The organism is Paraburkholderia lebeckiae (genome assembly GCF_050436225.1).
GTDB lineage: Bacteria > Pseudomonadota > Gammaproteobacteria > Burkholderiales > Burkholderiaceae > Paraburkholderia > Paraburkholderia tuberum.
In genome coordinates, this window is record NZ_JBNDLU010000002.1 from 1,399,826 (window position 1) to 1,413,431 (window position 13,606).

Here is a 13,606-nt window from a genome sequence, read left to right on the forward strand (position 1 = left end):
CCTTCCTGACAAGGGCACACACCATGAACTTCCCGATCATCGATGTCTCGAAGCAGTCCGTCGCTCAGTTCACAAGAGAATCCAGCAAGGGCCGGGCGATGCGCTCGGTCGCGTGGTATCGCATCGTACGGCCGGCACTCGTGCTGTGCATGTGGGTGCTGGCAGCCGCCTATATCCGCTGGTGCCTCGCGAATGCAAGCGACGAAGAGTTGTCGCTTGACGCGTTCATGCCCGGCATCGCCGGCATCGCGGCCGTCGCGACGGCGATGATCCTATGGACCTTCGGCCGCCAGATGGATGCGATGAACCCCAACCGCGCGCGCCGCATGCCCGTCAGCGCCGACGTGCCCCATCATGCCACGCGCGAAATCGCCGTCGGCAACCCGGGCCGCTGCCTTGTTGCCTATCACGACGACGACGGCATGATCTCGCACGTCGTGTCGATGCCCGAGTTCGAGCGTCAGGCTGCCTGAGGGCGTCGCGCAGAGGCTCACAACCATTACGGAACGCACCACGGAGACCACCATGTGCGGAATAGTAGGAGCAGTGGCGCAACGCGACGTTGTCGCGGTTCTGACCGAGGGATTGCGCCGCCTCGAATATCGCGGCTACGACTCGTGCGGTGTTGCGGTATTGCAGCACGGGGCGCCGCGCCGCGTGCGCAGCGTCGAGCGCGTCGCGAATCTCGCGGCGCAGATTGAGGAAGCACGGCTGTCAGGTACGGTAGGCATCGCGCATACGCGCTGGGCGACGCACGGCGCGCCCGTCACCGACAACGCGCACCCGATCTTTTCGCGCGGCGAGATCGCGCTGGTTCACAACGGCATCATCGAAAATCATGAAGCACTGCGTGAGGAACTGAAGGGGCTCGGCTACGCGTTCGAATCGGATACCGACACGGAAGTGATCGCGCATCTGATTCACTACACGCGCGAACAGGACGAATCGCGTGATCTGCTGACGGCCGTGCAAGGCTCGTTGCAGCGTCTGCGCGGCGCGTATGCGATCGCGGTGTTCGCGAAGAACGAGCCGGACCGCGTCATCGGCGCGCGTGCCGGTTCGCCGCTCGTGATCGGCGTCGGCGAGAGCAGCGGCACCTATCTGGCGTCGGATGCAATGGCGCTGTCAGGCACCGCGGAGCATTTCATGTTCCTCGAAGAGGGGGGGGGACGTCGCAGTGCTGTCGTGCGATGGCGTGCATATCGTCGATCGCGACGGCGCGAGCGTGCGGCGTGAAGTGCAGACGCAGCACGCGAGCCACTACGCGGCGGAACTCGGCCCGTATCGCCACTACATGCAGAAGGAAATCTTCGAGCAGCCGCAGGTGGTCGCCGATGCGACCGAGCGCGTGCGCGCGATCGCGCCCGCGCTGTTCGGCGCGAAGGCGGAACGCGCTTTCGGCGAGATCGATTCGCTGCTGCTGCTGGCGTGCGGCACGAGCTACTATTCGGCGCTGACGGCGAAATACTGGTTCGAATCGATCGCCGGGATTCCTACGCAGGTGGAAATCGCGAGCGAGTATCGCTATCGCGAGAGCGTGGTGAATCCGTGCGCGATGGTCGTCGTCGTATCGCAATCGGGCGAGACGGCTGATACGCTCGCCGCGCTGAAGCACGCGCAACAGATCGGCCATCACCATACGCTCGCAATCTGCAACGTGCCGTACAGCTCGATGATGCGGCTCACGGAATTGCGGTACCTGACCGGTGCGGGACCGGAGATCGGCGTCGCGTCGACGAAAGCCTTCACGACGCAACTGGTCGCGCTGTTCCTGCTTGCGCTCACGCTCGGCAAGGAACGCGGACACGTGCGCGCCGACCAGGAAGCGCACGCGTTGCGGCAACTGCATCATCTTCCGGCCGCGCTGAACAGCGTGCTCGCGCTGGAGCCGCAGATCGTTGCATGGGCGCAGGCGCTGGCGCGCAAGGATCATGCGCTCTTTCTGGGGCGCGGCGTGCACTTTCCGATCGCACTGGAAGGTGCACTGAAGCTGAAGGAAGTCTCCTACGTGCATGCCGAGGCGTATCCAGCGGGCGAGCTGAAGCATGGGCCGCTCGCGCTCGTCACGAACGAAATGCCGGTCATCACGATTGCGCCGAACGATGCGCTGCTCGAAAAGTTGAGGTCGAACATGCAGGAAGTGCGCGCGCGTGGCGGACAGCTGTTCGTGCTTGCGGATGCCGATGCGCAGGTCGCAAGCGGCGAAGGCGTGCGCGTGATCCGGCTGCCCGAGCACTATGGGCCGTTGTCGCCGATCCTGCATGTCGTGCCGTTGCAGTTGCTCGCGTATCACACTGCGTGCGCGCGGGGCACCGATGTCGACAAGCCGCGCAACCTCGCGAAATCCGTCACCGTGGAGTAACCGGACAGCATGCGAACGACCTTTGCAGTTCTCGCAGTGGCGGCCGCATGCGGCCTCGCGTCTGGCCTCGTCCCGTGCGCTTCGGCGGCCGGGCGCAGGGCGGAGGCGGCCAGCGTGCCGACGGGCGATCTGCGCGCCTATATGCACGGGATTGGCGTGACGACCGACGCGCGCGGCGTATCGACCGTGTTCTTCAGCAGCTCGGGCCTGCCGCCACGCGGCGCGGGCCGCGACCGTAACTGGACGCACGACGTGTACATCGCGCGCTGGACGCCGCAGCAGGCGAAGCTCGGCAAGCCGCACGTGTTCATCAGTCGGCCGGAAGCACAGGAGCCGGTGTCGGTTGCGCAGAACGACGGTGGCCGCGTGATGGTGACGTTCGAGGACGGATGGAATACGCCGAACGAGGTGAGCCAGCGTTACGGCGTCTACACGTCGAACCTTCATGATGTACGGCCTTATCCGGTCGGAGTACTGTCGGGCGGTCATTCGGGGCACGTCGCGGCGGTCGGCTCGCGCTTCGTTGTGTTCTATTCGAACGACTGGATCGACGGTGGCGGCGTCGACAATCTCGGTACCGGTAACGGCGTCTACGCGAAGATCTATGACCGTAATGGCGCACTGCTGCAGGCGGTCGATGTCGCGCGGCGGGTGCGCGAGTGGTGGCCGATGATCGCCGGTTCGCCGACGCGCGCGCTGCTGGTGTGGCAGCAATACGTGCCCGGCGAGACATTCGCGCGGCTCAAGGCCGCGACGCTCGATCCCGCGAGCGGTGCGCTCGGCGAGTCGCGTGTGATTGCACCACGCTTGCAGTACTACACGTATGCGGCGGCTTATGTGCCGTCCGTCGACCGCTTTCTGGTGGTCGCCACGGGGGTCGACGGCAAAGGCTTTGCGCAACTCATCGAGCAGAACGGCGAGACCACCGCGACGCTCGCGTGTATGCCGGCGTCGGTACGTGAGGCGGGTATCGCTGTGATTGGCGATCGAGCGTTCACGCCGTCACAGGATGGACGGCTGCTGCATTTGCGGGTGACGGCCTCGTCGATCGAACTGGAAGGCACGCAGCCATCGCCGATCAGATGGACCTACACCGGCAGCGTCGGGCTCGTGCGCTCGCAGACGCAATTGCATTGGGTCGCAACGAGTCCGAAAGGGCTGCAGGAAGCGGAGTTCGACCTGAATGCGGTGAAGCCGGCGACGGCTGCGGATCGCTGTGAGACTCCGTAAAGAGGGCTGATCACCGGCTGCAAGTCACGCGCGGCATCGACCTTCGTACCCTCGTCATCCGGGCGAACAGCCCGAAATTTTTTAATCGCTAACGACATGAATATCGTGATTCTGGCGGCAGGTACCGGCAAACGCATGCGGTCCGCGCTTCCCAAGGTGCTCCATACCCTGGCTGGCCGGCCGCTCCTCGCTCACGTGATTGACACTGCCCGGACGCTGGAACCCACGCGTCTTGTGGTGGTGGTAGGCCATGGCGCCGAAACGGTGCGCGAGGCGGTTGCGGCGCCCGACGTCCAGTTCGCTGTGCAGGAACAACAACTCGGTACGGGCCACGCGGTGCAGCAGGCCTTGCCGCTTCTCGATCCTTTGGCGCCCACGCTCGTGCTGTACGGCGACGTGCCGCTCACGCGTGCGAGCACGCTGCGGGCGTTGACCGATCGTGCGGGGAAGGGCTGCTACGGCGTTCTCACTGTGACGCTCGCCGATCCGACCGGTTATGGCCGCATCGTTCGCGATGAGCAGGGCAAGATGGCGCGCATCGTCGAACAGAAGGATGCGAATGCGGAGCAGTTGCGGATTGCCGAGATCAACACCGGCATCATCGTCGCGCCGACTGCGCGCCTCGGCGGCTGGCTCGCGGCGCTCAGAAACGACAACGCGCAAGGCGAGTTCTATCTGACCGACGCGGTCGAAATGGCGATCGAAGCCGGCCTCGACGTCGTCACCACGCAGCCCGACGACGAGTGGGAAACGCTCGGTGTCAACAGCAAGCAGCAGCTTGCCGAGCTCGAGCGGATTCATCAGCGCAATGTCGCCGACGCACTCCTGGTCGCGGGCGTGACGCTCGCCGACCCGGCGCGCGTCGACGTGCGCGGCACGCTCGAATGCGGCCGCGACGTGTCGATCGACGTCAACTGCGTGTTCGAAGGCCGTGTGAAGCTGGCCGACAACGTCAGCATCGGGCCGAACTGCGTGATTCGCAACGCGAGTATCGGCGCCGGTACGCGCGTCGATGCGTTCACGCACATCGAAGGCGCGGAAGTCGGCGCGAAGGCCGTTGTCGGTCCGTATGCGCGCTTGCGCACAGGCGCGGCGCTGCAAGACGAGTCTCATGTAGGGAACTTTGTCGAGATCAAGAACGCGGTGCTCGGTCAAGGCTCGAAGGCCAACCACCTCACCTACATCGGCGATGCGGATGTCGGCGCGCGCGTGAATATCGGCGCGGGCACGATCACCTGCAACTACGACGGCGCCAACAAATTCCGCACCGTGATCGAGGACGACGTGTTCGTCGGCTCGGACACGCAACTGGTCGCGCCGGTGCGGATCGGGCGCGGCGCGACGATCGCTGCGGGCACGACGGTCTGGAAGGACGTCGAAGCAGACATGCTGGTTCTGAACGACAAGGGCCAAACAGGCAGGACGGGTTATGCGCGGCCGGTGAGGAAGAAAGGCTGATGGGCACCTCGATGACCTTGAGCCGATCGATGGATTCCGGCAGTCAGAACCGGCACCCCGGCATGAGCCGAAAACGCTCAGGCTACGACATCTGATCTTTGCTCTAACATACTCTCCGCTAGACTCAAACTTCGCAATGAGGTTCTGCCGATCGAGCAGGAAGGACAAGGTTCGGTAAGGCTTATTCGTTCGTTAAGGCTTATTCGATGCCTGCCATCGCCCGCAGGAATGTGAATGCCTCCGCGCGTGCCGGCAGGCGTCGAATAAGCCCGATGGAGGAAACCGCGGAGTGCTTCGCTGTGGCCGGAACTCGCCGCTATGGCGATTGATAGGTCGGGATGTTCAGCGATGTCGGATGCGGTGCGGCCAGGCGCGATGCCGGACGGGCGCTGACGCCGTAGCGAAGCGGCGCTGTCGTGCAATCACGATGGTGATGCGCACGTGGGAGGCGCCTTTCGAAGCGCCCGGCGCGAACGTCCGCTCGTGGGCCGCGTTGCCGCAAAGCCGACGGTCGGTTCAGATATCGGGGAAACGTTGTGCTCATGTCTGAGCCCGGCACATCGGCGGTGCGCGGATCGGGGCGCTGCGCTCGAGGATGTCGACGACGATCATCGGTGCGCCGGCAGTGCCGGCAGATGAAGATGGGGCGGGCTGCGACGATGTCGTCCGAGGCTATCCGCTTTGTCTATCGGACGGTCACAACGAAGAACCCCATGCAGGTGAAGTTCGAGTTTGCGTTGTGGACGCGAGACATGGTGCGGGAGTTGATTCGCGAACATTTCAATGTCCGGCTCTCTGAGGTATCGGTCGGCCGGCTGCTCAGGAAGCTCGGACTTTCACCGCAGCGGCCGCTGGCGCGTGCTTACCAACGCGACCCTGAACTGGTCGAGTCATGGATGCGAGACGAATATCCGGCGATTGTCAGGCAGGCCAAACGCTGTGGGGCACAGCTTTTCTTCGTCGACGGATCGACGGTGCGCTCGGACTATCACAGCGGCACGACCTGGGCACCGATCGGCCAGACACGCGTTGTCGAAACCACTGGCGCTCGCTTCAAGGTGAACCTGATCTCGGCGATCAGTTCGCGCGGTCAACTCCGTTTCATGTGTTTTGAAGGCAGCTTCAGGATTGCGGCGTACGTCGATTTCGTCAGGCGACTGGTACTCAATGCCGATGCGCCGTTCTTCCTGATTGCGGATGGTCATCCAGTTCATCGTTGCAAAGCGATCCGCCAGCTTGCCGCAGCATCAGATGGACGCCTTTGTCTTTTCTTCCTGCCTGCTTACTCGCCGGATCTGAATCCGGATGAGCTCCTGTGGGGTTATCTCAAACATCACAAGATCGGCAAGCTTGCTATCAAAGGTCCCGGGCATCTTAAGCAGCGTGTTCGAGCAGTTCTGCGCTCGTTGCAGAGAATTCCGGCTTTGGTCCGATCCATGTTCCAGCATCCGTCAGACCGCTACGCGGCATGATCCATGTCCGGTACTTTGTTTCGGCTTATTAACTATGCTTCTTCCAGGATAGCCCACCTACACGCCAACACTAGGAGTTTTGCAGACCTTCCTTAGCTTTCGTCGCCATGCTGGTCGATGATCTGCGCCTCCTTGTTGAATCCCGGGCCGCCGCTCGATTGGTGCGGGCTGGATCAGCATCTGCCATACGAATGGATCGAGTATGCAGTGCAGGCCAGTGGCAGTGCCAGCGTACGTCGGCGTCGGCTGCCCGCGCAACAGGTCGTATGGCTGGTGATAGCGCTCGCGTTGTACCGGCACCAATCGATCAGCTAGGTTGTCGATGAGCTGGACCTTGCGTTACCTGTAGCCGATGCGTCGTTTGTCAGTAAGAGCGCCATCACCCAGGCGCGGCAGCGCGTCGGCGCGGCGCCACTGGCGTGGCTGCTTCACGAATCAGCCAGAAACTGGGTTGCGCAGGATCAGGATCAGTACCTCTTCAAGGGATTCTCGCTATTCGCGATGGATGGCACCACGCTGCGCACCGCCGACAGTGCCGCCAACCGCAGGCATTTCGGCGCCTCCCGCCGCCCATGGCCGCATTGGCAGCTATCCCCAACTGCGCGCGGTAACGCTCACCGCGCTTGCGACGCATCTGGTGCGTGATGCCGTGTTCGGTCCTTACGACATCAACGAGATGGTCTCGAGGCGTGAACTCATTCCTCGCGTGCCGGCCAATTCCATCACCCTATTCGACAGGGGGTTCATGTCGGCCCAGCACCTGCACCCGCAAGTAACCGTCAACAATCATCAACCAATCGTAAGTGCGCCATTTCGACGTGTGCGCCGATGGCGTACACCCATCCGCAGAATGGAATGGCCAGCAATACACCGAGCACCTCGTTGGCAAGCGCGACAGTTACAGGATCGTTCGTCCTGCAAGGCAGGACGGTGTGGCGACACCGGGGTGGCGAACATGTCACGCGTGACATTAAACGTGACGCCGTGATGGTCACGGCGAAGTCACGCGTACACACACAGAGAAAGACATGATACTGCGCTGGGCTGCGAATGACGGCCTGGTTCAAGACAGGGAGGTCTCCTTGTTTTTAAGGAGACCCTTCAAGCCGACCAACGGGGTCTCCGGTCGCAATCTCAAGCGCCTCGGCCATGAAGGGACGAACGAATCATTCAGCCCAATGCCGGGCGGCGCGTAGCACTGCAAGGGTGCCCGGATTCAGGGCATCCCTGCGCCGGTTGGCGTCCAACAGATAACCGTGATTCCTGAGCGCGATGTGTACCGCCTTGTCATGCCCTCGAAGTTCCCTGCCGCAGAGAAGTTCGGAGAGTGGGTCGTGCGCGAAGTGCTTCCGTCGGTCCGAAAGACTGGCTCGTATAGCCTCGCGCCCGCCGCGTCTGCGTCGTCTTGCCGAAGAACTTTGGCGAAGCCCTTCGCCTTGCGGCAGATCAAGCGGAACAACTCGAATGCCAGAAAAGCATTTGGCGTCGCCGTGCCTGCCGTCGAGTTCGTAGAGCGCTATGTCGAAGCAACCGGCCTGACGGGTTCCGCGAAGTCGCCAAGCTGCTCAACGCAAACGAGCGTGACTTCCGCACGTTCCTGCATGAAAAAGCATCATGTATCCCCTTGGCGGCGGCTGGACGCTTACCAGAAACATATCGATGTTTGCCGCTTCGTCGTCAAAACCGGCGAGGCGAACGAACACGCCTACGGCACGGCGAAATTCACGCCGATGCGCTCGACTACAGGTGTGAGCGCAGCAGCAGGCAGGGTAGGCCGTGCCGGGGACGTTCGCGAGCGCGGCCAGCGCTTTCGCGTCAGGCAGTTCCATGATCGCATACCGCTTTTCCATATCAATTCTCTTTCGTTGGCGGCTCGATAAATTCGAGTGCGACTATCTCGCACTTCCGTACAAAATCCTCTACGTTATCCGCCCACACGTACCCGGTTCCGCGCGCGCTTATCTGCCACATTTCGCCGTCCTTGAAGCTCGAATAGAGGGTCTTCGCCACGTCGCGGAAACCATCGTGCGTGACGATGCAGATAATGCTATGCGCCTTCGCCAGTTCGGCGAGTCGGGCATAGTCGCGCGAGACGCCGTAGTTCGCAATTTGATGCACATTGGTGCTCATTCAATCCTCACGGGTCCGCCGCTCATATGCCGCATAGTCGAACGTCGCGACGAGTGCAACGATCGACATGGGCGGGGCCAGTGCTCGATCACGATTACCGGGGCGTCAGCCGGCGTGCCTTCGCGAAATGCGATTTCCTGCTGCCGAAGAAAGTCCAGTGGGCTCATTCAATCCTCGTCAAACATGCCACGCCGGCGCGTAACGGGTTCAAATACCGTTCGGCCCGGCTGTGCCTGAATGAGCGACTCATACCCGCGCGCATCGCGCACCGTCACATAGAAGGGCGGATAGGTGATGTTGTGGCCGATCACGCGACCACGCTCGTGGACTGGCTCTCTCGTCATGGGTACTCCGTTTGTAGAGCGCGACCATTTCCGCTTCAGTGGCGACGTACGTTTCGTTCGGCCCCGCGCGGTTGAACGCCAGCAAGTCCGCCTTGGTGAAACCGAAATAGCCTCCGCTGCAACCGAACTCGCGAACGCACGCCACGCGCGCCTGAAACAGTTCCCAGTCCGTCGCGGGATTCTTCTCGCGCAGATCATGAAACCGTTCCCACTCGGTCATGAGGGTGGACGTCGGCGAGTTAGTGACCGTGCTCCACGCGCAGTACTTGCCGCCGAACTCTGCGATATATCCGGGCATTATCGGCTCCAATCCACAAGCGGCGTTGAATAGGCCAGCCTGAGCGGGTGTAACGGGTCGCCATACTTCGAGAAGCCGAACGTTTTTATCTGTCGCCCGCTATCAAGGAGCATCGCTTCCACCTGGTCAAACCGGTAGCGCAGGGCGCGCGGCACCTTCTCCCGAATGCCCCAACACGGGATCACTACATCGGCGTTCGCCATGATCGCGCGCAGGTGCTCGTCGTTCTCCGGGCCAACCGGATCACGCGCCGCCGCAAGCTCGCACACGTCCGTTGCGCGGTAGGCGAACAGATTGCCGACGACGAAATGCGAGCCGCCATAACGGATCGTGAAGCCGCGCCACTTGCGCACGGTCGCATCGTCTAGCGTGGCGTCCGCGGTGGACGGATTCATGCCGATATACGCCACGGTGTGCGACGTCACGGCGGTCTCAATCCGGCGTTCAAGCCGGTAGCGGTACGTGCCGCATTCACTCAGGATCGCGCTCACTTCGAGTGCCTCGTTACAGTGGCGGGCGGTCTTTCAACGTCTCGCCCGGCATGAGCGCGACGACCTTCATTGCGTGCTTCATGACGTAATCGCGCTGGCGTTCGTTCATGTCCGCGAGCAAACGCACCGTTGTTTTCGGCGGTACTTCATAGGTCGTCATCCATGCGACCGGTGCGGCAAGAGCCGCCCCGTCGCGCGCAAGCAACTCCGCAGCGGCCCGATAAACGTAGTCTTTCAGGTCGTTCTGGTCTTCCTTGATGCTGAAGCCGTTGCGCATGAAAATCACGCGAGTGTTCCACGCCTCGCACGCGGCGGCAGTCGTGGCGCGCTGAATCTGCGCCTTGCACATGTAGCAATGCACGATTCCGCTGCTGCCGCGGACGTCACCCGATCCGCAGAACGGGCAGTCTTCCAGTTCCTTCATTTCTTCTCCAATGTCTGCGCTTTCACGAGCGGGAACAGGCGTGAAACTTCGTCCGATGCTGTCGGCTCGACGTGCGCCGCACGCGCGGGAACGGACGGGAACTGCGGATGAAACGTCCAGTGCGTGTGATAGCCGGGCCAGTCACTACCATCCGGCTTGCCGATCCACGCCGGTTCGCCAAGCCATACGCCGTTTTCGTCCGCCGCCCACCCTACGACCGGACGCATGTCTTCGTGATACTCGTCAAGCGGCGCGGGGATACTGAGAATGCGCGCCTGCGCATCCTTCAACTGCGCTTCGAGCGTGGCGATACGCGCCTGCAAGACGACTTCCCGGTCGAGCGCGTCTTGTGCCGTGACCCTTCGTTCTTTCGAGACAAGCTGGGTTGCGAATGGGCGCTCGCTTACCAGTGCGCAGCATGGCTGATCCGGTGCAGGCGTTCCGGTGATCGGTCGCATGTGGGCATCGCTTGTCGCCGCAGTCCGGACACACGATCATACGTATGTCCGTCAACGTGAGAGGGTGGCACTTCTCGCACCAACAATCAGGCTTGCCGCCCGGATTCAGTATCAGGACTTCAGGCATGGTCGCCTCCGGTGAGCGCGAGAAGGCTTTGCAAATCCCTGGCTTCGATCGACACGCTGGTATCCGCGCTGTCGGCGACCGACGCGATGGTTCGATGGCCGTAGCGTTTCCATTCCCACGTCTTCAGAAAATTGCCGGATCCGGCAAGGACGATGTTAGGGAAACACTGATTTATCAGGCTCGGCCGTCATCGCTGAGGTGTCCGAGTGCGTTGTAGAAGGAAGCTCACGGAACGGACCCATAGTGATGAAGCGGCAGATCAGCTTTGCAGAAGCGGAAAGTGCGGGCAAGAAGCGGGTGACCAGGCGTCAGCGCTTCCTGACAGAGATGGAGAGGGTCGTCCCATGGCCGCGGTTGCTGTCGGCGATCGAGCCGTACTACCCGAAGGGTGAGCGTGGCCGTCCGCCGATTGGTCTGGAGCGGATGCTTCGAATCTACTTTCTGCAGCAGTGGTACGGCCTGTCGGACGAAGGTCTGGAAGACGCGATGTACGACAGCATCGCGATGCGAGCCTTCGCCGGCATCGATCTGGCGGTCGAGGACGTTCCGGACGCGACCACGCTGTTGAAGTTCCGGCGCCTGCTGGTCGAATATGACCTGACGCGGAAGCTGTTCGACGAGATCGGCATTTCGCTGTGCGAACGCGGATTGATGATGAAGGAAGGCACGCTGGTCGACGCGACGATCATCGAAGCGCCGTCGTCGACCAAGAACGCCGGGAAGAGTCGCGATCCGGAAATGCATCAAACGAAGAAAGGTAACGAGTGGCACTTCGGCATGAAGGCGCACATCGGCGTCGATGCCGATTCGGGACTGGTTCACAGCGTGGTCGGCACGTCCGCCAACGTGTCGGATGTCTCGCAAGCCTATGCGCTGCTGCACGGGCATGAAGAGGAAGCGTTCGGCGACGCGGGCTACATCGGCGTAGACAAACGCGACGAAATGAAGGGCAAGTCGGTGAAGTGGCGCGTGGCGGCCAAGCGCGGAAAGATCAAGGCGATGCAGGACGGTCCGCTGAAGGACCTGGTGGTTGCGGTCGAGCGAACCAAGGCGCAGATTCGCGCACGGGTCGAGCATCCGTTTCATATCGTCAAGAACCTGTTCCGTCATCGCAAGGTGCGCTACAAGGGACTGGCCAAGAACACGGCGCAACTGTTCAGTCTGTTCGCCCTGGCGAACCTGGTGATCGCGCGAAACCGGTTGCGGTCGGTTCATGGGAGCAGTCCGTCATGCGTGTGAAAAATGCGAGAAATGAGGCGCATCCTCAGGTCAAAACTCACCAGAATTGCCAACGCTTCATTTCGGCATCCGGAAATTCCGAACCAGCGCCGCCGACAACCTCGCGGGATGGCCTATTAATCAGCGATTCCTTAGTACGCCGTATGCTTTTATGTATGCGCTTTGGGGAAAGCCAGTTTTTTTTGTGTCGGCAAACGAACATAAGCCAGGCGAAAAACGACCCGTGGATGAGGGCAAGTGCAAAAAGTTTCTAGAGCTGCATGAAGAGGTTGTCTCCGCTATGTTTTATTCAACAGCAGCGTATCTGTCCGCCCAAACCGGTTCCAGGCACGTCCCCACGCCGACGTCAGCGGCCTGTAGCACGCTTGGCGGCCCACCGGTACGGGCCGTTTCGCAGATATCACAGCACTGCACTTCCAGGCTGGCTCACGAATTCAGGAGATCAGGTCCGTCGCATGAAATTCATCCATGAGCGAGGCGGCGCGAGATTTCAGCCCGGCCATGGGGCGTCAGTTGCGGCCACGCGATTGAAGAATGTCCGCGCATCACAGGAAGTCCGCCCGTGAGCGCCTGCGCCGTTGCGCGCCATCTGTCGTCGCTCGTGCGATACAGCCAGCTTTCGCGAAAGAGCAGTTCGAACAGGTCGCCGCGACGCAGGCCGAGGGCTTTCGCGGTCGCCGTCACGCTCATGCAGTCAGCATAAAAATTGTCCCTCCCGCAACGTTCGACCCGGCGCCCAAAGATGGCCTGCACCCGCGACTCGTCTAGCGGCGTCATCCCGAGCCGCTTGCAAAGGGCATTTAGCACTACAGCCGTAGATACGGCGGAGGCACGCCACCGCGTCGTCGGTAATGACATTGCTGGGCGCGGTATTGATGTCGACGCCGTTCCGTCTCACGCAAAGGCGAAAAAGCCAGAAGGCCCGTCGCGCGTGAGCAACAGTCGGTACGGAGTGCCCTCCTCGACGGGTGTCCTCAAAGTAGATAAGCAATCTGCTTGGGGGCTCACGGTCCTCAACGTCGCGCGCAACGCTCGACGGTTAGAGAACAACATTTTCGAGGATCAGGGGGCAGCACAACGCGAAGACCTTGATGGGCATCCTCGGCTCTGATGCGATCGTGCCGTGAGGTTGTAAGTTAGCAATCGGCCAGGAACGGTCCTTCCCAATCGGGTCGCGAGCGTCCGCTTGCTCGCGGCGAGCGGACCTTCGAGGCGCGGCGACTGACGACCCGTCGCTGACTCATTCCCGGGCCCACAAGGCGTGGCGCGTCCTCGAGCACTTGAGCCTTCGGTTCGGAACCATGTTCGTGATTGTGGACCACGTGATACCGAATGTCGTTCAACGTGATTCAAAGGAAGGTTCGATTTCATCGAACTAGGTCGGGTGCACGTGTACTTCCAAATCGCATCGCCTAGAAACGGGGGGTGGCCCGACGCCAAGCGGATTCGGGGGTCAACTGTTTTGTGTATCGCATGGTCTACGATAGATCAAGGCGATGAGTGCGTTCCCGGCTGACTAACTGGTTCCGGAAGAGAAACTCCGTGGCCGCAAAGCGGAAGCGTTGCGCGGCAC

The 13,606-nt window shown here is 61.7% G+C and carries 12 protein-coding genes and 3 pseudogenes; 9 read left to right on the top strand and 6 right to left on the bottom strand.

Translation table 11 applies throughout. The features are described 5' to 3' along the window. Positions 1 to 23 precede the first annotated feature (23 nt). The 8 genes and pseudogenes from OKW45_RS21140 to OKW45_RS21175 all read left to right on the top strand — a co-directional run bounded on the left by OKW45_RS21140 (position 24) and on the right by OKW45_RS21175 (position 8,402). Positions 24 to 473, top strand: a complete 450-nt coding sequence (locus tag OKW45_RS21140) for a hypothetical protein (RefSeq protein WP_429470865.1) — start codon at positions 24 to 26, stop codon at positions 471 to 473. A gap of 52 nt (positions 474 to 525) precedes the next feature. After that, positions 526 to 2,362, top strand: a pseudogene (gene glmS, locus OKW45_RS21145) (glutamine--fructose-6-phosphate transaminase (isomerizing)). Positions 2,363 to 2,371: 9 nt separating this feature from the next. Continuing rightward, the gene (locus OKW45_RS21150; protein ID WP_429470867.1) at positions 2,372 to 3,592 is read left to right on the top strand and encodes a hypothetical protein; all 1,221 of its coding nucleotides are present in this window, start codon (positions 2,372 to 2,374) and stop codon (positions 3,590 to 3,592) included. Positions 3,593 to 3,688: 96 nt separating this feature from the next. After that, positions 3,689 to 5,050 (top strand): bifunctional UDP-N-acetylglucosamine diphosphorylase/glucosamine-1-phosphate N-acetyltransferase GlmU, encoded by a 1,362-nt coding sequence (gene glmU, locus OKW45_RS21155; protein ID WP_429470868.1) that lies wholly within the window; start codon positions 3,689 to 3,691, stop codon positions 5,048 to 5,050. A gap of 659 nt (positions 5,051 to 5,709) precedes the next feature. Further along, entirely contained in the window at positions 5,710 to 6,522 is an 813-nt protein-coding gene (locus tag OKW45_RS21160; RefSeq protein ID WP_429473335.1) for an IS630 family transposase, read from the top strand. Between the two features lie 117 nt (positions 6,523 to 6,639). Further along, positions 6,640 to 7,167: pseudogene (locus OKW45_RS21165) on the top strand (transposase domain-containing protein). 605 nt (positions 7,168 to 7,772) lie between these two features. Further along, positions 7,773 to 7,862: pseudogene (locus OKW45_RS21170) on the top strand (BRO family protein); the annotation flags it as partial. A gap of 78 nt (positions 7,863 to 7,940) precedes the next feature. Beyond that, positions 7,941 to 8,402, top strand: a complete 462-nt coding sequence (locus tag OKW45_RS21175) for a hypothetical protein (RefSeq protein ID WP_429470870.1) — start codon at positions 7,941 to 7,943, stop codon at positions 8,400 to 8,402. On the opposite strand, the gene OKW45_RS21180 is transcribed toward OKW45_RS21175, so the two are convergent. The 5 genes from OKW45_RS21180 to OKW45_RS21200 all read right to left on the bottom strand — a co-directional run bounded on the left by OKW45_RS21180 (position 8,374) and on the right by OKW45_RS21200 (position 10,667). After that, positions 8,374 to 8,652: a hypothetical protein gene (locus OKW45_RS21180; RefSeq protein WP_429470871.1), complete on the bottom strand. Its 279-nt coding sequence runs from the start codon at positions 8,650 to 8,652 to the stop codon at positions 8,374 to 8,376. The two genes, OKW45_RS21175 and OKW45_RS21180, sit on opposite strands and share 29 nt — an antisense overlap. A 167-nt stretch (positions 8,653 to 8,819) precedes the next feature. Next, positions 8,820 to 8,996, bottom strand: coding sequence for a hypothetical protein (locus OKW45_RS21185; RefSeq protein ID WP_429470872.1), 177 nt, complete (start codon positions 8,994 to 8,996; stop codon positions 8,820 to 8,822). A 297-nt stretch (positions 8,997 to 9,293) separates the two neighbouring features. Next, the gene (locus OKW45_RS21190) at positions 9,294 to 9,785 is read right to left on the bottom strand and encodes a DUF1643 domain-containing protein (RefSeq protein WP_429470874.1); all 492 of its coding nucleotides are present in this window, start codon (positions 9,783 to 9,785) and stop codon (positions 9,294 to 9,296) included. Positions 9,786 to 9,798: 13 nt separating this feature from the next. After that, the gene (locus OKW45_RS21195; RefSeq protein WP_280785003.1) at positions 9,799 to 10,209 is read right to left on the bottom strand and encodes a Lar family restriction alleviation protein; all 411 of its coding nucleotides are present in this window, start codon (positions 10,207 to 10,209) and stop codon (positions 9,799 to 9,801) included. Then, positions 10,206 to 10,667, bottom strand: coding sequence for a hypothetical protein (locus OKW45_RS21200; protein ID WP_429470876.1), 462 nt, complete (start codon positions 10,665 to 10,667; stop codon positions 10,206 to 10,208). Before OKW45_RS21200 ends, OKW45_RS21195 begins: the two co-directional genes overlap by 4 nt. 373 nt (positions 10,668 to 11,040) lie before the next feature. On the opposite strand from OKW45_RS21200, the gene OKW45_RS21205 reads away from it, so the two are divergent. Continuing rightward, on the top strand, positions 11,041 to 12,033 hold the full coding sequence (locus tag OKW45_RS21205; RefSeq protein WP_018422560.1) for an IS5 family transposase: 993 nt from the start codon (positions 11,041 to 11,043) through the stop codon (positions 12,031 to 12,033). A gap of 462 nt (positions 12,034 to 12,495) precedes the next feature. Here OKW45_RS21205 and OKW45_RS21210 read toward each other — a convergent pair whose 3' ends face one another. Further along, positions 12,496 to 12,723 (bottom strand): phage antirepressor KilAC domain-containing protein, encoded by a 228-nt coding sequence (locus tag OKW45_RS21210; protein ID WP_429470878.1) that lies wholly within the window; start codon positions 12,721 to 12,723, stop codon positions 12,496 to 12,498. Positions 12,724 to 13,606 lie beyond the last annotated feature (883 nt).